The 17,553-nt window shown below is 71.4% G+C and carries 19 protein-coding genes; 2 read left to right on the top strand and 17 right to left on the bottom strand.

The window, feature by feature from the left end; all coding sequences use genetic code 11:
- Positions 1 to 167 precede the first annotated feature (167 nt).
- The 5 genes from EYW40_RS01255 to EYW40_RS01275 form a co-directional block, all read right to left on the bottom strand.
- Positions 168 to 953, bottom strand: coding sequence for a DUF7388 family protein (locus tag EYW40_RS01255; protein WP_135819811.1), 786 nt, complete (start codon positions 951 to 953; stop codon positions 168 to 170).
- A 147-nt stretch (positions 954 to 1,100) separates the two neighbouring features.
- Positions 1,101 to 1,685: an NUDIX hydrolase gene (locus EYW40_RS01260; protein WP_135820603.1), complete on the bottom strand. Its 585-nt coding sequence runs from the start codon at positions 1,683 to 1,685 to the stop codon at positions 1,101 to 1,103.
- A gap of 36 nt (positions 1,686 to 1,721) precedes the next feature.
- Entirely contained in the window at positions 1,722 to 2,192 is a 471-nt protein-coding gene (locus tag EYW40_RS01265; protein WP_135819812.1) for a DUF7109 family protein, read from the bottom strand.
- A gap of 67 nt (positions 2,193 to 2,259) precedes the next feature.
- Complete coding sequence (locus EYW40_RS01270; protein ID WP_135819813.1) at positions 2,260 to 3,366, bottom strand: glycosyltransferase family protein; 1,107 nt, start codon at positions 3,364 to 3,366, stop codon at positions 2,260 to 2,262.
- A gap of 53 nt (positions 3,367 to 3,419) precedes the next feature.
- Entirely contained in the window at positions 3,420 to 4,631 is a 1,212-nt protein-coding gene (locus tag EYW40_RS01275) for an MFS transporter (protein WP_135819814.1), read from the bottom strand.
- A gap of 88 nt (positions 4,632 to 4,719) precedes the next feature.
- Between EYW40_RS01275 and EYW40_RS19785 the strand changes: the two genes are divergently transcribed.
- Complete coding sequence (locus tag EYW40_RS19785; protein ID WP_202614405.1) at positions 4,720 to 4,887, top strand: HVO_0758 family zinc finger protein; 168 nt, start codon at positions 4,720 to 4,722, stop codon at positions 4,885 to 4,887.
- A gap of 105 nt (positions 4,888 to 4,992) precedes the next feature.
- Here the strand turns inward: EYW40_RS19785 and EYW40_RS01280 are convergent, their stop codons facing one another.
- The 8 genes from EYW40_RS01280 to EYW40_RS19475 all read right to left on the bottom strand — a co-directional run bounded on the left by EYW40_RS01280 (position 4,993) and on the right by EYW40_RS19475 (position 11,763).
- Positions 4,993 to 5,433, bottom strand: coding sequence for a PTS fructose transporter subunit IIB (locus EYW40_RS01280; RefSeq protein WP_135819815.1), 441 nt, complete (start codon positions 5,431 to 5,433; stop codon positions 4,993 to 4,995).
- Entirely contained in the window at positions 5,430 to 7,124 is a 1,695-nt protein-coding gene (gene ptsP / locus EYW40_RS01285) for a phosphoenolpyruvate--protein phosphotransferase (RefSeq protein WP_135819816.1), read from the bottom strand. Before ptsP ends, EYW40_RS01280 begins: the two co-directional genes overlap by 4 nt.
- On the bottom strand, positions 7,121 to 7,399 hold the full coding sequence (locus EYW40_RS01290) for an HPr family phosphocarrier protein (RefSeq protein ID WP_135819817.1): 279 nt from the start codon (positions 7,397 to 7,399) through the stop codon (positions 7,121 to 7,123). Before EYW40_RS01290 ends, ptsP begins: the two co-directional genes overlap by 4 nt.
- Positions 7,396 to 7,872, bottom strand: coding sequence for a PTS sugar transporter subunit IIA (locus EYW40_RS01295; RefSeq protein ID WP_135819818.1), 477 nt, complete (start codon positions 7,870 to 7,872; stop codon positions 7,396 to 7,398). The genes EYW40_RS01290 and EYW40_RS01295 overlap by 4 nt, the downstream gene beginning before the upstream one ends.
- A gap of 35 nt (positions 7,873 to 7,907) precedes the next feature.
- Positions 7,908 to 9,065, bottom strand: a complete 1,158-nt coding sequence (locus EYW40_RS01300; protein WP_135819819.1) for a PTS fructose transporter subunit IIC — start codon at positions 9,063 to 9,065, stop codon at positions 7,908 to 7,910.
- Positions 9,066 to 9,194: 129 nt separating this feature from the next.
- Positions 9,195 to 10,103 carry a 1-phosphofructokinase gene (pfkB, locus tag EYW40_RS01305; RefSeq protein ID WP_135819820.1) on the bottom strand — a complete coding sequence of 303 codons (909 nt, stop codon included), beginning with the start codon at positions 10,101 to 10,103 and terminating at the stop codon, positions 9,195 to 9,197.
- Complete coding sequence (gene glpR, locus EYW40_RS19470; protein WP_237560561.1) at positions 10,100 to 11,065, bottom strand: HTH-type transcriptional regulator GlpR; 966 nt, start codon at positions 11,063 to 11,065, stop codon at positions 10,100 to 10,102. Before glpR ends, pfkB begins: the two co-directional genes overlap by 4 nt.
- Entirely contained in the window at positions 10,975 to 11,763 is a 789-nt protein-coding gene (locus EYW40_RS19475; RefSeq protein WP_161973144.1) for a class I fructose-bisphosphate aldolase, read from the bottom strand. Before EYW40_RS19475 ends, glpR begins: the two co-directional genes overlap by 91 nt.
- 180 nt (positions 11,764 to 11,943) lie before the next feature.
- Here EYW40_RS19475 and EYW40_RS01315 point away from each other — a divergent pair, with 180 nt between their 5' ends.
- Positions 11,944 to 13,857 carry a sensor histidine kinase gene (locus tag EYW40_RS01315; RefSeq protein ID WP_135819822.1) on the top strand — a complete coding sequence of 638 codons (1,914 nt, stop codon included), beginning with the start codon at positions 11,944 to 11,946 and terminating at the stop codon, positions 13,855 to 13,857.
- On the opposite strand, the gene EYW40_RS01320 is transcribed toward EYW40_RS01315, so the two are convergent.
- The 4 genes from EYW40_RS01320 to EYW40_RS01335 are packed head-to-tail and all read right to left on the bottom strand — an operon-like array spanning position 13,858 to position 17,543.
- A complete protein-coding gene (locus EYW40_RS01320; protein WP_135819823.1) occupies positions 13,858 to 14,946 on the bottom strand; it encodes an aldo/keto reductase in 1,089 nt (362 codons plus the stop codon). It lies immediately after the preceding gene.
- A gap of 32 nt (positions 14,947 to 14,978) precedes the next feature.
- Positions 14,979 to 16,148: a DHH family phosphoesterase gene (locus EYW40_RS01325; RefSeq protein WP_135819824.1), complete on the bottom strand. Its 1,170-nt coding sequence runs from the start codon at positions 16,146 to 16,148 to the stop codon at positions 14,979 to 14,981.
- Positions 16,149 to 16,186: 38 nt separating this feature from the next.
- Positions 16,187 to 17,083 carry an NAD-dependent epimerase/dehydratase family protein gene (locus EYW40_RS01330; RefSeq protein WP_135819825.1) on the bottom strand — a complete coding sequence of 299 codons (897 nt, stop codon included), beginning with the start codon at positions 17,081 to 17,083 and terminating at the stop codon, positions 16,187 to 16,189.
- Positions 17,084 to 17,114: 31 nt separating this feature from the next.
- Complete coding sequence (locus EYW40_RS01335) at positions 17,115 to 17,543, bottom strand: DUF5791 family protein (protein WP_135819826.1); 429 nt, start codon at positions 17,541 to 17,543, stop codon at positions 17,115 to 17,117.
- Positions 17,544 to 17,553: the final 10 nt, after the last annotated feature.

Below are 17,553 nucleotides of genomic sequence, written 5' to 3' on the forward strand. Positions count from 1 at the left end.
ACCAATCGATTCATCCGATCGAGTAACCCGCCGTCGGTGGCGGGTTCAGCGCGACGACCCGGGAGTCAGTTTCCGACGACGTCCGACGACGTGGCAACTGGCCGGAACAACTGGTCGGTCCGTCCGCTGGCCGGACCGTCGAGCGGAACAGAACGGCGGGCCCCGCGCTACGCGCCCTCGGCGAACGCGTCGACGCCGCGCGCGGGGTAGCCCACGACCGTCGTCGCGCCGGCCTCCTTCAGGTCGGCGACGCGGTCGCGGACCGTCCCGGGCGATCCCACGAGCGCGTAGTCGCGGACGGCGGCCGACAGTACCTCGCGGGCGCGGCCGGTCGCCGCGCTGTCGGTCGGCGCGCCGTCGGGGAGCGCGCGGGCGACGGGCTTGCGCCGCGCCGCGTAGTCGCCGACGGCGTCGAGGACGGCGTCCTCGTCGTCGGTGAGCACGGTCGGCGCGTACACCGCGACGTCGGCAGCGAGGCCGGCGTCGCGCAGCGCGCGCAGGTCGCGCTCGGTCGTTCGGGAGAGCAGTTCGTACTGGGTGCCGCCGGCGGCCAGCGCGATGCGCTCGACGCCCTCGGTGCCGACCCAGGCGTCGGGCGCGCGCTCCATCGCCGCGCCGAAGCGCGGCGCGACGTCGCGGGCGGCCTCGGCCTCGCTCAGGTAGGCGGGGTGGCCCGCGACCAGGACGCGCCGGACGCCGTCGGGCAGTTCATCGGTCAGCGAGTCGTCGCCGAGGGGGTCGTAGCCGTCGGCCCGGACCGGCGTGGTGACGAACACCTCGCGCTCGGCCGAAAGCGCCGCGAGCGTCCCGGGGTCCGGCACGTGCTCGCGGCCCTCGTAGTCGACGGCGACGGTGTCGACCGGCAGATCCGCCGCTCGCTCGACGCGACACTCCGACGGTTTCAGCGCGACCGCGTCGAGCCCGGCCAGGGTGGACTCGGCACTGGTCAGCATCGGCGGTCACCTCTCATGAAGGGAGAACTATCGTCCGCGCGGAACTCGATCCATCGTCTGTGCGACCATGTGGACCGTACTGAGTGAGCGACGCGCAAAAGGGTATCGTTCGGGGCGAAGCTGCCCGCACCCCGTCTGCGGGCCGTCTCAGTCCGCCCGCGACTCGGGGTCGATCCGCTCGGGCGCGCGCCAGTCGGTCGTCAGTTCGAAGAAGTCGACGACGATGCGGCCGGTCGCACCCCACACGGTGTAGCCGTCGACCCGGAAGTAGTGGATCACGACCTCGCCGTAGTGGGGGTGGTCGCGGCGCTCGTGCTCGTAGTTGTCGGGGTCCAGCATCGCCGCGACCGGCAGCACCGCGATCTCCGCCACCTCGTCGTCGTTGGGCGCGTACTCCCGGTCGGGCACCCGCGCGACGTACGGCGTCACCGAGTACTCGGTGATCGTCCGGATGTCGTCGATCCGCCCGACGACGTCGGCCTCCTCGGGGCGGAGGCCGATCTCCTCGTCGGCCTCCCGGAGCGCGGTCGCCTCCAGGTCCGCGTCCTCGGGCTCGCGGCCGCCGCCGGGGAAGCTCATCTGTCCGGGGTGCTCGCCGAGGTGTTCGGCCCGCTTGGTGAAGAGGAGGTGTGCCTCCCCGTCGCGCTCGACGACCGGGATGAGCACGGCGGCGTCGTACTTCTCGCCGGTCACCCGCCGCGGGGCGTGCGCCGAGACGCGGGCCAGGTCCAGTTGCATCTCCTGGTAGTGCTACGGGGCCGGCACCCCTTAGAGCCGCCGGTCGAGCGCCGCCCGGGTGTCGTCCAGCGACACGGGGGCCCACGCCTCGACGTCGTAGCAGACGTCGAGGAGGGACGCCATTCGGTCCTCGTCGCCGTCCGCTATCGCGGCCTCGGCGTCGGCCGCGACCCGCACCCGGACCGCCTCGCCGAGCGCCTCGCGGTCGACGCGCCGCTCGGGCACGTCCATGATGTGGGGCAGGTCCTCGGCGTTGGCCGGCAGCGTCGGGAACGCCGTCGGGCCGGCGAACAGCGTGTCGTCGTGCTCGACGAGCGCGTACGCGTCGACGGCCGCGTCTATCGCTCCGTCCGCGGCGTCGGCGTCGAACTCGTCGCCGCGGCGGTAGGCCAGTTCCGACAGCGCCGACCGCAGTTCCTCGCGGGTCAGCGCGTCGAACAGGTCGACGACGCCGGCGAGTTCGTCGCGGTCCACGCCGACGGCGTCGCGAGTCGCGTCCATGTGCGACCCCTGCGTGGCCCCGGGGAATGAGGTTTCGGGTCGGGCCGCCCGGGCGGAACGCCAGCCGTCACCGGTCCCGCCCGGTCACGCGCTCGACGGCCTCGGCGGAGGCGTCCGCGACGGCCTCGGGCGCTATCGACGTCGCCGACCACGCGGGGAGGCGGTCGTCGGGACCCGGCGGCCGGACGGCGTCTCTGTACTCCGCGACCTGCTCGCGCTCGGCCGCGGCGTCGTAGTCGAGGCCGTTGAACCGGGCGTCGGCGGCGTACTGGCGGACGAGCGCCCCGGCGGCGTCGCGGTAGCGCTCCGGGAGCGCGTCGTAGTCGGGGGCGACGCCGTGTTCCTCGACGACGCGGAACAGCGCCGCGCCGACCTGTCGGGCCATGTCGGCCAGCCCGGTCGGCCCGGACACCGAGCGGTGGTCGTGCTCGTGACGGCCCAGGTCGACCTGCGCGGTGCCGTCGAAGCCGGCGTGGGCGAAGGCGTCGCCGAGGGTGCCGACCTCCAGCCCCCAGGCGCGCTGGGCGCGGAGGTCACGCGCGAGGTCCGCGGTCACGGCGAACTCGCCGGCAAGCGCGTAGCGGAACGCGGCGAGGTAGTCGAGCACCGGCGCGTCGTGGGCGTCCGACAGCGCCCGCACCAGCGGCGCGTAGAACAGGCGGAACAGCCGGCCGTACAGCCGGCCGTTCTCCACGCGGGCGTAGTACCCCTTCGAGAACGCGTGGCCGTCGGCGAGCGGCGCGAGCAGGCGCGGGACGTGGGCCGCCGAGTACGTCGTCGCGTCGGCGTCGTGGACGACGACGTAGTCGGCGGTTTCGCTGGCCACGCCGAGCGCCAGCCACACGTCCCGACCCTTGCCGAAGCCGTCGTCCAGCCCGGCGTCGTCGAGCACCGCCTCGACGCCGGGCGCGTTGCACCACAGCAGTTCGGTCGGGGCGTCGAACGAGTCGAGCCACTCCGCGAACGCCGGCACCCGGTCGGCGGGCGAGCGCAGCGGGACGACGACCCGCTCCGGCGAGACCTCCGCCAGCGTCGAGAGGACGCGCTCGGCGGCCAGCCCCGCGTGCTCCCGGTCGGTCATCGGCACGACGACCGCGCTCCGGTCGGTCGGGGCCGCCGGCGTCGGATCGTCGAACGCGTGGAGCGTCGCGATCCGCTCCTGTACGTACTCCATCACCCGCGGGTTGGTCTACACGATAAAAACGGCGGCGACTCGCGGCGGCGCGGTCAGGCCGGGGCGGCCTCGCTGGGCAGCCGGTCGAACGCGTGCAGGGCGACGAGGACGAGCAGTATCGCGGCGAGCCCGACGGCGGAGCCGCGGTAGACGGCGTCGAACGCGAACCCGGCGTCGGTTATCGCGCCGATCGCCGCGCTCCCGCCGGCCTGTACGAGCGTCATGCCGGCGCTGTACACCGAGTAGGCGCTGGCGCGGTTCTCGTCGGGCAGCGAGTCCAGCAGGTAGGTGTCGAGCGCCGGGAACAGGCTGTGGACGACGTAGCCGAGGACGACCGACACCGCGGCGACCGGCCAGAGCGACCGGACCGCGGTGAGGGCGAGCAGGCTCGCGACGAACCCGCCGAGGACGGCCAGCATGAGCGGGACGTGCGGGACGCGGTCGGCCACGCGTCCGGTGACGACGAACGCGGGGACGCCGGCGGCGAACGCGAGGGTCAGCATGTTGCGCGCCGTCGGTTCGGCGAAGCCCTTCGACTCGACGAGGTAGGTCACGTAGAAGTTGAACACGCCGTTCCAGACGAACCCGGTCGCGCCGATGATGGCGACGGCGGTGACGACGATGGGCCACTGGCGCGCCAGCGCGGCGGCGAAATCTCGGTCCCGGGTCCCGGCCGCGGGCATCTCCGCGCCGCGCGCGACGAGGAAGACGGCGAGCGTCGTCGCCGCGGCGACGGCGCTGACCGTCCAGAACACCGCGCGCCAGTCCCACGCCAGCAGGATGGCGCCGACCGCCAGCGGCGCGACGACGGCGGCGAGCTGGCTCGACATCCCGTGGATCCCGATGGCCCGGCCCACGCGGTCCGGGAACAGTTCGCTCACGAGCGGGTTCGCGGCGACGAAGTACGCGCCGCTGGTCGTCCCCATCAGGAACGCGCCGGCCGCGAGCACGGGAAACGAGTCCGCGACGGCCGTCAGCGCGGCCGACGCCGCGAGCAGGCCGCCGGCCCCGAGCACGACGACGTGACGGGGCACCCGCGTCAGCAGGTACCCCGTCGGGAGCCGCGGGACCGCGCTGCCGAGCCAGGCCATCGTCGCAACGAGGCCGACCGTCGCGCCCGAGAGGCCAAAGGAGGCCCGGAGCGGCTCGACCAGCGGCGCGAAGACGACGCGGGCGAGGTTGACGAGAAACACCGTCGCGCACAGCGAGCCGAACAGCCGCCCCCGCCCGCGGAACGTCCGGCCCGACCCCTCGCTTGGTGACACGGGCGGCGGTTCGCGCGACCCGGGGTCAAGCTTTTCGAAACGAAAGTGCAGGGGTGGTTTTTTGCCAGGGAATCACATACGTTCGCCTATGAGATCCGTCCGCAAGGCGCTCCGCGACGGCGAGCTGTTCAAGGACACGTACGAGCGGCTCACCTGCGCCGAGTGCGAGCAGACGCTCAAGAGCCGGAACGACCCGGCCGAGGTGTGGACGGTGCGGGAGTGCCCCGACTGCGGGTCGGAGTGGAAGGAGATCTGACCGGGCCCGCGTTGCCGCTTTCTCACTCCCGGGTACGCTACGACGCGTTCGACCAGCCCCGGCGACCCGAGGACCGTCGGCCCGCACGGGCCGCTGGCGACGCCGTCAGGAGAACAGCCGCTTCAGGCGCGCGACGAGGCTCTTCGAGCGGTCGCCACCGCGGCGGACCTGCTGCTCGCCGGCGTCCGTTCCCGCGTCGCCCTCGGACGACGTCTCGGCCTCTATCTCGCCGGTCTCGCCGGTCTCCGCGGCCTCGACCGCCCGTTCGAGCAGCGAGCGGGCGTCGTTGACGGCGTCCTTGACGGTGCCCTTGACGACCGGCTTCCCGTCGAAGCGGTCGCGGCTGACCGCGGTGTCGGCGGCGATGACGACCGCGCCGGCGTCGGCGATTTCGTCGGCCGACAGCTCGTCCTCGGCCCCCATCGCCCCCTGGATCTCGACGCGGATGTCGTGGCCCAGCTCCTCGGCGGTCTGTTCCAGGTTCTCCGCCGCCATCTGGCTGTGTGCGATACCTGTCGGACAGGACGTGACTGCTACGATGTTCATGATCGATGAATACGTTCGAGTACCTTAGTTCTCGTGCCGGCCGCGCCGGCGTCCGCCGCCAAGTCCGCGGCCGCGTCGGTGTCGGTCGCCTCCACGTTCGCCTTCACGTCGGGGATGGTGACGGCGCTCATGCTCAACTCGTCGAGGCCGAGTCCGACGAGCAGTTCGGTCGCCTCGGGGTCGCCGGCCATCTCGCCGCACATGCCGACCCAGGCGTCGCCCTCGTGGCCCGCCTCCACCGTGCGGCGGATGGCCCGGACGACGCCGGGGTGGAACGGGTCGTGCAGGTCGGCCACGCGGTCGTTCTCCCGGGCGGCGGCCATCACGTACTGCGCGAGGTCGTTCGTGCCGATCGAGAGGAAGTCGACCCGCGCGGCCAGTTCGTCGGCGACGAAGGCCGCGCTCGGCGTCTCTATCATCACGCCGAGTTCGGGGAGGGCGTGGTCGACGCCCTCGGCCGCCAGGTCGGCGGCCACCTCGTCGACGCGGTCGAGCGCGGCCTCCAGTTCCTCGACGGTGGCCACGAGCGGGAACATCACGGCGAGGTCGCCGTCGCCCGCCGCGGCGGCCCGCAGGAGCGCGCGCAGTTGCGTCTCGAAGAGGTCCGCGTCCGGGCCCAGCGAGCGCCGGATCCCGCGCTCGCCGAGGAACGGGTTCTCCTCCTCGGGCAGGTCCAGATACGGCACCTGCTTGTCGCCGCCCACGTCGAGCGTGCGGACGACGACCCGGCCGTCCGGGAACGCGTCCAGCGCCTCGACGACCGTCTCGAACTGCTCGTCCTCGTCGGGCGGCGACTCGCGGTCGAGGAAGAGGAACTCGGTGCGGTAGAGGCCGATCCCGTCCGCGCCGCGCTGGACCGCCGGCTCGACCTCCGCGGGCTGGCCGACGTTCGCCGCGACCTCTATCCCCTTCCCGTCCGCGGTCGAGACGGGGTCGGGCCGGACCTCGGCCGCGTCCGTTTCGCTGGCCGCCGCGCGTTCCTCGTCGGTCGGGGCGACGACCAGTTCCCCCGCGTCGCCGTCGACCATGACCTCGGCGTCGTCGGGTACGTCGAACAGCGCGTCGCCGACGCCGACGACCGCCGGCAGCGCGAGCGACCGCGCGAAGATGGCCGCGTGGGACGTCCGCCCGCCCGTGACGGTGGCGAAGCCGGCGACGCGCTCGGGGTCCAACTGCGCCGTGTCGCTGGGCGTCAGCCGCTCGGCCAGCACGACCGACCCCTCGGGGAGCGCGGCGAGGTCGACGCGGTCGCCGTCGGTGAGGATCCGGACGAGGCGGTCGCGCACGTCGCGCAGGTCGTCCGCGCGCTCGGCCATGCGGCCGTCCATCCCCTCGAACTGCTCGATGTGCTCGGCGAACGCCCCGTGGACGGCGTTGGGGGCGGGCAGCCCGTCGTTTATCGCGTCCTCGACGGCGTCGGCTATCGTCGGGTCGTTGATGAACTGAACGTGCGCGTCGAAGACGGCCGCCTCCTCCTCGCCGACGCTCTCGGCGGTGCGCTCGCGCTCGCGCTCCAGTTCTGCCTCCGCGGTCTCGCGGGCGTCCGCGAACCGCTCGCGCTCGGCCGCGGCGTCGACGCCGCCCTCGGGCGGGTCGGGCAGTTCCGTCCCGGGGTCGTACCAGACGACGGTCCCGACGCCGGCCCGCGGCGTCGCGCCCGTCCCGGGGAGGACCCGTCGCTCGGTGCTCATGCGTCTAGTTCGTCCTCTGGCGTCGTAAGGATGTCCGTCAGCGCGTCGAGGGCGGCCTCGGCGTCGTCGCCCTCGGCGACCAGGCGGACGTCGTCGCCCGACGCGACGCCGAGGCTGGTGACGGCGATCATGCTGCCGGCGGCGACGAGGTCGCCGTCGGCCGCGCCCACCTCCACCTCGGCGTCGTGTTCGTTCGCCGCCTCGACGAACGCCGCCGCCGGGCGGGCGTGGAGGCCGTCCTCGGGGACGACGGTGACCGTCCGCTCCGCGCTCATGCGACGGCCTCCTTGAGCGTGTCCCGGACGTCCTCGGCGTCCCCCGCGGCGTGGAGGGCCTCGCGGACCTCGTCGTGCATCAGCGCACGCGACAGCGAACTGAGGATCGAGAGGTGGTCCTCCGCGCCGGACTCGGGCACGAGGATCATAAAGAGGAGCGTCGCCGGCTCCCCGTCCATCGAGCCGAAGTCGACGCCCGCCTCGGAGCGCGCGAACGCGACCGAGGGGCGGGAGACGGCGTCGGTCTTGGCGTGGGGGATGCCGATCCCCTTGCCGACGCCCGTGGTGGTCTCCTCCTCCCGGGCGAGCAGCGCCGAGAGCGCGGCGTCCCGGTCGTCGACGCGGCCGGCGTCGACCAGCAGGTCGAGCAGGAATTCGATGGCGTCGCGCTTCTCGGCCGGCGGCTCCGAGAGCGAGACGTGGTCGGCCGGGATCAGCTCGTCCACGTCGGCCTGATCGATTGTGACCGTCATTGTTTGAAAATGATTGCCCGGGGACTTAACGGTTGTTAATCGTCGGCCTGTGCGGTCGCGCCGGCGTCGCTACTCTCGATCCGGTCCTCGAAGTCCGGCTTCAGCAGCGTCGCCACGACGGCCGTGACGAGCGACCCGAGGACGATACAGCCCAGGAACAGGAACGGCGAACTGGACAGCGGAATGACGAAGATGCCGCCGTGCGGGGCCGGCATCGTCACGTCGAGCGTCATCGCGGCCGCGCCGCCGACGGCGCTCCCCGCGACGATGCTCGGGATGACCCGGAGCGGGTCGGCCGCCGCGTAGGGGATCGCGCCCTCGGTGATGAACGAGAAGCCGAGCACGATGCCGCTCTTGGCGTTCTCGTACATCTCCTCGGCGTACTTGTGCGGCGAGATGAAGTTCGAGAGGGCCAGCCCGATCGGGGGGATCATCCCGCCGATCATGACGGCGGCCATCGGTCCCGTCACGCCCTCGCCGATGAGGCCCGTCGCGAACACGTACGCGACCTTGTTCACCGGGCCGCCCATGTCAAACGCCATCATCCCGCCGAGGATCGCGCCGACGATCAGCGCCTGCCCGCCGCGCATGGACTCGAGGAAGCCTGTCAGCGCCTCGTTGGCGAGCGCGATGGGGACGCCCAGCACGAACAGCATCACCGGGGCGAGCACCATCGTGGTCGCCACGGGGATGAGCAACACCGGCATCATCGGCTCGATGAAGCCCGGCACGTCGAGGTTCTTCAGGAACCGCGCGACGTAGCCGGCGAGCAGGCCGGCGACGATCGCCCCGAGGAAGCCGGCGGTCGCGCCGCCGGCGTCGAGGCCGACCGCAGAGCCGGAGGCGTCGATCAGCATCCCCTGCTGCAGGATGTACGACAGGATGAAACCCGGCGCGAGCCCCGGTCGGTCGGCTATCGCGTACGCGATGTAGCCCCCGAGGATGGGGATCATGATCGTCAGCCCGAGGTTGCCGATCTGCGCGAAGTACCACGGGAGCGACCCGGTCTGTTCGAACACCGTCTCGGTGTTGCCGGGGAACATGGAGAGTTCGGACAGCCCGAACCCGATCGCCATGAAGATACCCCCGATCGTCACGAAGGGTATCATGTACGATACGCCCGTCATCAGGTCCTCCTTGACGGAAGTCACGTGCGCCCGGAGGACGTTCTCCGCTTTGTCGCTGGATGCCATAGTGGGATTCCACATCATTATACAGCCAATTGTTCAAAAGTATTTTCGTTTGTGTTTGTTACTGTTCGATATATAGATGTATGAACTGGCACAAGCATCGGACCAGCTTCGCCCGGCAAAAACGACCCCCTACACCACCGAGACGGAGACGCTCTCCACGTCGGACTGAACGTCGGCGAACCGGGGGACGTCGGTCCCGGTGACCGCCACGACCCGCGACGAGACGGCGACCCCCGCCTGCAGCGCCTCGCGGTCCGACCGCCCGCGCTCCAGCGCGTCGACGAACCCCGAGAGGAGGGCGTCGCCCGCGCCGACCGTGTCCACCACGTCGACGTTCAGCGCCGCCGCGTGGAGGACGCCCTCGCCGCCGGCGACCAGCGCGCCGTCCGCGCCGAGCGAGGCGACGACCCGGTCGAACCCCTGCTCCCGAAGCGCCCGCGCGGCCGCGACGCAGTCCTCCAGCGAATCGACCGCGCGGCCCGTCGCCGCGGCCAGTTCCTCCCGGTTGGGCTTGCAGACGGCGTACGCGGCGCTCAGTTCGGCGAGCGTCTCGCCGCCAACGTCGACCGCCGTCCGCCACGGCCCCGCGCGGGCAATCCGGTCGACCGCGTCGGGGCCGAGTCCCGGCGGGCGGCTCCCGGCGATGACGACCATCGACGGGTCGTAGCGCTCGATGGTGTCGACCACGTCGTCGACCGACTCGCGGGACACCCGGGGGCCGTCGTGGTTTATCTTGTACTCGGCGTCGTCGGTCAACAGCGTCGTGTTCAGCCGCGAACTCCCGTCGATGTCGACGAAATCGCGGGGGATCCCCTCTTCGTCGAGGCTGTTCGCGATGTAGTCGCCGAGGAAGTCGCCGACGAGGCCCGTCGCGAGCGTGTCCGCTCCGAGCCCGACGAGGTACTTCGAGACGTTGATCCCCTTCCCGCCGGGGTCGAACTGCGCGTCGTCGGTCCGGGCGACGCTGCCCGACGCCGGGAGTTCGTCGATCCGGACGGTGTGGTCGACAGCGGGGTTCAGCGTCACCGTGAGGATCATGCGTCGAGCCCCTCGACGAGTTCGACGCCCGCGTTCTCGAAGGGCTCGCGCTGTGCCTCGGTCAGCGTCGCGTCCGTGACGAACATGTCGAGGTCCTCGAACCCGGCAAAGCGGACGAAGCTCCGGTTTTGCAGCTTCGACCCGTCCGCGACGAGCACGACGCGCCGGGACTTCTCGATCATCAGCTCCTTGATCCGCGCCTCGTCCTCGTTGGGCGTCATCAGCCCCTGAACGGGGTCGATGGCGTTCGTCCCGAGAAAGAGGAGGTCGAAGTTCATCCGGTCCATGAAGTTCTCGGCGCTCGGCCCGACCAGGGCGCGGGTCTGCCGGCGGAGCGTCCCGCCTGTGAGGTTGACCTCGGTGTCGCCCTTGCTCAGCTCCAGGGCCAGCAGCGGCGAGTTCGTGACGGCGAGGAAGGAGCCGTCGGTGGGGGCGTGTTTGACCACCTGCATCGTCGTCGAGCCGGCGTCGAAGAAGACGACCTGGTTCTCCTGGATCTCCTCGACCGCCCGGTCCGCGATGGCCATCTTCGCGTCGAGGTTCTGGACCTCCTTCTGCCCGTAGGACTGCTCCTCGCCGACGGTCGTCGCCGGGACCGCGCCGCCGTGGGACCGCTCGATGAGCTGGCGGTCCGCGAGGTCGTTCAGGTCGCGCCGGATCGTCGCCTTCGAGCAGTTCATCTCGTCGGCGAGCTCCTCGACCGAGCAGCCGTCGTTCTCCGAGACGAGTTCGACGATCTTCCGCTTTCGTGCTGCCGGTAACATGGTCTTCGTTGTCCCGTGATCGATTTTCCACGGTGATAGTTGTTTGCGTTCGTCTATGATCGTTTCTTGTCGAAGCGTCGGCCGGGCGCGGAAAAGCGGGCCCCGAACTACTCCGCCAGCGCGGCGTCGACCGTCGCGTCCTCGAACACGACCGCTTCGAGGGCGTCGAGGAGCGCCGTCGGGTTCTCGCGCTGCCAGACGTTCCGCCCGACCGCCAGCCCGGAGACGCCGGCGTCTATCGCGCCCTCGACCATCGACAGGAACTCGCGGTCGGAGGTCTTCGACCCGCCGCTGAGGAGGACGTTCACGTCGCCCGCCGCGTCGACGGCGCGGGCCATCGCCTCCTCGCTCCGCGGATATTTCACCTTCGCGAAGTCGGCCCCGAGTTCGAGGCCGATGCGCGTGGCGTAGGCGATAGTCTCCGGCTTGCGGTGGGCCTTGATCGCCTGCCCGCGGGGGTACGACCACATCGCGACCGGCAGGTCGTGCCCGCGGGCCGCCTCCTGTACGTCGCGGAACTCCTCGAACATCTCCGGTTCGCGGTTGGTGCCGGGGTAGACCGTGTAACCGATCGCGTCAGCGCCCAGTTCGGCGGCGTACTCGACGCTCCAGTTCTGCGGGGAGTACGGCTCGCCCTCCCAGAGCGCGCTCGTCCCGTTCAACTTGGCGAGCAGGTTCACGTCGTCCTCGTAGGAGGGGTAGTACGTCTCCGCGAGCCCCTTCCCGACCGCGAACCCGGTGACTGCGTCGTGGGTCGCCATCTCGAACACCGTCTCGGGGTCGAGCCGCTCGGGCACGTCCGCGAACGCGCTCGGCCCGTGCTCCAGGCCGTGGTCGTGTGCGAGCACTATCGACCGCCCGTTCCGCGTCAGGGGTGATCCGGCAGTGGGAAGCATTCGTGATCGAAACGACGCGTCGGCGTGTCTAAATCCTGTTGAATTTGCACGCTTTTGAACGAACCGGCGGATCGATCCGGGAGAGTCGTTCACGGAGGCCACCCGGGTCGGCCCCGTCGGTTCGCGACAACGGCGATCGACGGTGCGTTTTTATACGCTGAGTGAAAAGATAGCCGCACTGTGAGCGACGACGCGTTCGGCGTTTCGGCCGCTGCCCTCCGGGAATCCGTCAGAGCGGTTCCCGCCACGCTTCTCCTCGTCGACGTACAGTCCGGGCGTATCGTCGAGTGCTCGGACCGGGCCACGGAGCTGTTGGCGGGGTCACGCGAGGCCGTCGTCGGGACCGAGTTCGCGGACTGGCTCCGCGGCGGGACCGGCGACGCCGGGATCGTGGACGCAGCGGTCGCAGCCGACGGGCCGGTGACCCGCGGCGCGCGACTGACGACCCGGGACGGAGCGGTCGACTGCGAACTCGAAGCCAGCGTCGCGAGGGACGGCGACCGGGCGACCTGTACCGTCACGGTCGACACCGACCTGAGCGAGCGCTCCGAGGAGACCGAAAGCGACGTCGCCAGCCGGTTCGAGGCGCTGTTCGAGGCCCCGGCCTCGTTCGTCACGCTGCTCGACCCCGACGGCACCCTCCGGCGGGCCAACGAGAACGCGCTGGCGTTCGTCGACGTCGCGCCCGACGCGGTCCGGGGGCGGCCGCTCCCGGAGACCCCGTGGTGGTCCCACTCGGCGGAACTCCAGTCGAACCTCCGGGACTGGATCGAAGCGGCCGCCGAGGGGCGGGCGGTTCGCTACGAGGCCGAGCACCGCAACGCGAACGGGGAGACGGTCACCGTCGACGGCGTCCTGCAGCCGGTGACCCGGGACGGGGAGGTGACCGCCCTTCTGACGATCGGGCGGGATATCAGCCGGCGGAAACACCTGGAGGACCAGCTCAAGGAACGCGAGGAGTCGTTCCGGGAACTGTACAACGTCCTGTCGGCCCCGGACCCCTCGTTCGAGGGCAAGCTCGAGCGCGTCTTCGACCTCGGCCGGGACCGGCTCGGCGTCGAACTCGGCTTCCTGACCCGCATCGAGGACGACGTCCAGGAGATAGAGGCCGCGGCGGGCGACCACCCCCTCATCTCGCCGGGGGAGTCCTGCCCACTGTCGGAGGCGTACTGCAAGAAGACGGTCGAGCGCGACGAGTTGCTGAGCGTCCACGACGCGCCCGCGGCGGGCTGGGAGGGGACGCCGGCCTACGAGACGTTCGAACTCGGGAGCTACATCGGGTGCAAGGTGCTCGTCAGAAACGAGCTGTACGGCACCCTCTGTTTCGCCGACTCGTCGCCCCGCGAGCGGAGCTTCACCGAGGCCGAACGCACGTTCGTCGAACTGCTCACCCAGTGGGTGAGCTACGAACTCACCCAGGAGCAGGCCCAGCGCGAACTGCAACGGCAGAACGAGCGCCTCGACCGGTTCGCGGACGTCGTCAGCCACGACCTGCGCAACCCCCTCCAGACGGCGACGGGCCACCTGGAGCTCGCCCGCGAGCGCTACGACGACGACAACCTCGACACCGTCGCCGAGATGCATGCGCGGATGGAACAGCTGATCGAGGACGTCCTCGCCGTCGCGCAGGGCGGACAGGAGGTCCCGCCCGCGGACAGGGAGGACGTGTCGCTGTTCTCGGTCGCTCAGGCGGCGTGGGAGACGGCGGGCGACGACGCCGCGGCGCTCACGCTGGACGGCGACGACGCCGTCGTCCGCTGCGACGAGAGCCGGCTCCGGCAACTGTTCGAGAACCTGTTCCGGAACGCCGTCGAGCACGGGACCGACGACGGCGGGCTCACCGTCCACGTCGGCGCGCTGGACGGCGACGCAAACGAGTTCGACTCCAACCCCGGCTTCTACGTCGCCGACGACGGTCCCGGCATCCCCGAGGGTGAGCGCGAGAAGGTGTTCGAGGACGGGTTCTCGGACGGCGGCTCGACGGGGCTGGGGCTGACCATCGTCGAGGAAGTGGCGGCGGCCCACGGCTGGACCGTGTCGGTCGGCGGGAGCGAGTCGGGCGGCGCGCGGTTCGAGGTCCGGGACGCCGAGTAGTCACTCGAAGACGGCGTCGAACGCGTCCGCGCCCATGGGGTCGAACGTCCCGGCGGCAGCGTTCTCCGCGACGTGGTCCGGGCCGCTCGCCCCGACCAGCGCGCAGGTGATGCCGGGCGCGCTCCGCGCGAAGTTGATGGCCCGCTGGGCCGTCGTGTCGCCGGCCAGCCGCTCGGCCACGTCCTCCGGGATCGATTCGGCGAGTTGCCCCTGTGCGAGGCTCGCGCTCGCGAAGACGTTGATCCCCGCCTCGCGGGCAAAGGCCAGCGCACTCGTCGGGCCGTCCGGCGACTCGTGGGCCTCGACGGTGAACGCGTCGGCCATGACCACGTTGAACGGCAGCTGTATCGCGGAGAAGCCGGTCGTCTCGTTGCCTGCGGCGTCGGCGGCGGCCCGCGCCCGAGAAACGACTTCCGGGAGCGAGAGGTACTGCTCGTGGTCCGGCGGCACGCGGAACGCCTCCCACGTCGCGACGCCGTAGGCGCTCAGGTCGCCGGCCGCGACGCGCTCCTCCAGCCGGCGGAACGCCGCCTCCAGCCGGTCGTACACCTCGTCGCGCGACCGCTCGGCGAGTTGCGTCTCGGGGTTGTGGACGTAGTAGAGGTCGACCGTCTCGACGTCCAGGTTCGACAGCGATCGGTCGACCTGGTCGTCGAGGTACGCCGGCGCGATGCAGTGGCTCCCCCGGACCAGGTCATCGCGGTCGACGAGTCCCGTCTCGACGTACTCCTCGCGGACGTACCGCCCCGGATCGGCCGGGCGCTCGCCGTCGAACGGGACGAACCCGCCCTTCGTGGCGACGAGGACGGCGTCGCGGTCCACGTCGGCGTCCGCGAGCGCGCGTCCGACGACGCGCTCGCTCCGCTGACAGCGGTAGTTTATCGCCGTGTCTACGACGTTGACGCCGCTCTCCAGTGCGGTTCGGACCGCCTCGTAGTAGCCCTCGTCGACCGCGTCGGTCGGGTCCCCGAGGTACGTGCCGACGCCGACGCTGGAGACGACGCCGTCGCCGTACCGGCGGAAGTACGTGCGACCGAACGAGTCGCCGAAGCGGTCCCGGTAGTCCCAGGTTCCCTGCCCGGTTGCCATGCGGGGGCGTACGGGCGGGGCCGGGAAAAGCGCTACACGTCGCCGTCGAGCGCCGCGAACAGCCGGCCGGTGAACTCGTCGCGGGTGAGGCCGTCCGAGGGGCCGATGCCGTGCATGTGGTCGACCGACACCTGCCCGCCGCCCATCCGCGCGTGGCCGCCGGCGTCGGCCATCGGGATGTCGTCGACGACCGCCCGGAGCGCCTCGCCCATGTGGACGCGGTCGTCGCGCGAGCGCCCCGAGAGGTGGAGCGTTCCCTCGTGCTCGCCGTAGACGACGACCGCGGTGACGCCTTCGAGGCTCGTCAGTTCGTCGGCCGCCTGCGGGATGGCGTCGACAACGTCGACCTCCCCCACGTCACACACCGCGAAGGAGCCCCGGACCTCGCGGTCGTAGATGGCCCGCGCCTTCGTCTCCAGGACGTCCGCGCTGACCTGCGGGTTGGCGATGCGGTCCAGCGCCGACTGGTCGACGGCCGGGTACAGGAACGCGCTGGCCTCGAACTCGGCCTCCGAGCAGCCCTTCGTCAGCCGGTTCGTGTCGGACTGGATCCCGTAGATCAGCCCGGTCGCGAGGTCGTCGGTGAGTTCGAGCCCGTCCCCGCCGTCGTCCGGGTTCGGCTCCGCGTCCAGCGACTCGAAGTACTCCGCGAGGATCGTCGCGCAGGCCCCGTACTCCGTCCGCACGTCCGTGAAGTCGTCGCCAGCCCCGTTGCCGGGGTGGTGGTCGACGACGGCGAACGGCTCGACCGACGACGCGCCCTCGAACCCCCGCGGGGCGTTGTGGTCGACGAGGACGACTTCGTCGGCCGCGAGGTCGGCGGCGCGGCCGACCCGGTTCAGGTCCAGGCCCAGCACCGTCTGGAACGCGCGGTTCTCCTGGTGGCGGATCTCGCCGGGGTACTGGAGCGTCGCCTCGGTGTCGACGGCCTTGGCCATCGCCGCGACGGCCATCGCAGACGACATCGCGTCCGGGTCCGGGTTCGGATGCATCAGCACGGCCACCTCGTCCCGCTTGGACAGCGTCCGGCTGAACCGTTCCCCCGGGTCCCGGCGGTACCACGCCACCGCGACGGCGATCCCGAGGAGCAAGACGAGGACCCCTGCGCCGAGGAGCGCGAGTTCGAGGGACGAAAGCGCCGGCAGCAGCTCCCGGAGGACGTCGACCTGTAACGCGGAGGCGGGACCGGCGAACGACGACATACTCGCCCAGACTTTATCAACCGATAAGAATGTTCCCCCTATTCGTCGGCCGGGTCGAAGGCGTCCACAGCGGCCCGATACCCCTCGCGGAACGTCGGGTACGCGAACTCGTAACCGAGCGACCTGAGCCGGTCGTTCGAACAGCGCTTGCTCGTCTGGATCCGCCGCTCCGCGGCCGCCGAGAGGTCGCCCTCGGCCAGACGCTCCGCTTTCGTCCGCTTCGCCGGCGGATCGACGCCGCACTGGTCGGCCAGCCAGTCCGCGAACGCCCACTTCGAGACCGGTTCGTCGTCGACGACGAGTACGACGTCGTCGCGCGCCCGGTCGGCCTCCAGCAGGTACCGCACCGCGCCGGCGGCGTCGTCGCGGTGCACCATGTTCAGGTACCCCTCCGTCACCGGCCCCTCGACGTACCGCCGGAGCCGGTACCTGTCGGGGCCGTACAGTCCGGCGAACCGCGCGACGGTGCCGTCGATTCCGTGCTCCGCCGCCGCCTCGCGGGCGACGCGCTCGGCTTCGGCGAGAACCTCCGTCTTCTCCGTGGTCGGGTCCAGCGGCGTCGTCTCGTCGACCCAGTCGCCGCCGTGGTCGCCGTATACGCCGGTGCTGGACGTGTACACCAGCCGGTCCGGCGGCGATGCGCGCTCGCCGAACGCCGCGATGGCCGTCCGCAGGCCGTCGACGTACACGCGCCGGGCCGCGTCGGCCCCGCGCCCGCCCGAACTCGCGGCGAACACCAGCGCGTCGGCGTCCGGGACGTCCGCGAGCGACGCGGCGTCGGTCACGTCCGCCCGGACGGCGTCCAGGCCGGCGTCGCGGACGGCCTCGATCCCCGCGTCGGACCGGCGGACGCCGACGACGTCGTGGCCGGCGCCGCGTAGCTGTCGACCCAGTTCCAACCCGACGTAGCCACAGCCGAGGACGGCGACGTTCATGGCCGTCCCTCCGGCCGGCAGCACGTCGCTCTCACGGCTGGCGCCCCGCGATGGCGTGTTGCACGTGGACGAACTCGTCGAAGGTCATCGGCGCGCGCCGCTCTATCTTCTGTTGGACCTCCTTGGGGTCCAGGTCGATGGCGAGTTCGCGGGCCACCGCGTCGACGTCCATGACGCCCGTCGTCATCCCGAGCAGCAGGTGTTCGCAGGCCATCTCGACGAGCGTATCGGCGTCGGGCGCGTCCGGGTCCAGCGCCTGGATCGCCGCCGCGGCCGCGAGCGTCAGGTCGGGCGCGTCGCCCGCGACCAGCGCCTCGACTGTCGACCGCTCGACGTCCGCCGCCTCGGCGGCCCGGTCGACGCCGGCCGCCTCAACCGCGGCCGCGAGGTCCGCGTCGTACTCGCTCCGCAGGTCGGCGGGCGACAGCCCGTCGACGTCCGTTCGGTGGTCGTGAAACATGGCTTCCCGT

The organism is Halostella litorea (genome assembly GCF_004785955.1).
Taxonomy (GTDB): Archaea; Halobacteriota; Halobacteria; order Halobacteriales; family Natronoarchaeaceae; genus Halostella; species Halostella litorea.

Bases quoted from the DNA above. Each gene is read 5' to 3' on its own strand.
- EYW40_RS01255 (WP_135819811.1), bottom strand. From the start codon at position 953: ATGCTGACCAGTGCCGAGTCCACCCTGGCCGGGCTCGACGCGGTCGCG.
- EYW40_RS01265 (WP_135819812.1), bottom strand. From the start codon at position 2,192: ATGGACGCGACTCGCGACGCCGTCGGCGTGGACCGCGACGAACTCGCC.
- EYW40_RS01270 (WP_135819813.1), bottom strand. From the start codon at position 3,366: ATGGAGTACGTACAGGAGCGGATCGCGACGCTCCACGCGTTCGACGAT.
- EYW40_RS19785 (WP_202614405.1), top strand. From the start codon at position 4,720: ATGAGATCCGTCCGCAAGGCGCTCCGCGACGGCGAGCTGTTCAAGGAC.
- EYW40_RS01280 (WP_135819815.1), bottom strand. From the start codon at position 5,433: ATGAACATCGTAGCAGTCACGTCCTGTCCGACAGGTATCGCACACAGC.
- ptsP (WP_135819816.1), bottom strand. From the start codon at position 7,124: ATGAGCACCGAGCGACGGGTCCTCCCCGGGACGGGCGCGACGCCGCGG.
- EYW40_RS01290 (WP_135819817.1), bottom strand. From the start codon at position 7,399: ATGAGCGCGGAGCGGACGGTCACCGTCGTCCCCGAGGACGGCCTCCAC.
- EYW40_RS01295 (WP_135819818.1), bottom strand. From the start codon at position 7,872: ATGACGGTCACAATCGATCAGGCCGACGTGGACGAGCTGATCCCGGCC.
- EYW40_RS01300 (WP_135819819.1), bottom strand. From the start codon at position 9,065: ATGGCATCCAGCGACAAAGCGGAGAACGTCCTCCGGGCGCACGTGACT.
- pfkB (WP_135819820.1), bottom strand. From the start codon at position 10,103: ATGATCCTCACGGTGACGCTGAACCCCGCTGTCGACCACACCGTCCGG.
- EYW40_RS19475 (WP_161973144.1), bottom strand. From the start codon at position 11,763: ATGCTTCCCACTGCCGGATCACCCCTGACGCGGAACGGGCGGTCGATA.
- EYW40_RS01320 (WP_135819823.1), bottom strand. From the start codon at position 14,946: ATGGCAACCGGGCAGGGAACCTGGGACTACCGGGACCGCTTCGGCGAC.
- EYW40_RS01325 (WP_135819824.1), bottom strand. From the start codon at position 16,148: ATGTCGTCGTTCGCCGGTCCCGCCTCCGCGTTACAGGTCGACGTCCTC.
- EYW40_RS01330 (WP_135819825.1), bottom strand. From the start codon at position 17,083: ATGAACGTCGCCGTCCTCGGCTGTGGCTACGTCGGGTTGGAACTGGGT.
- EYW40_RS01335 (WP_135819826.1), bottom strand. From the start codon at position 17,543: ATGTTTCACGACCACCGAACGGACGTCGACGGGCTGTCGCCCGCCGAC.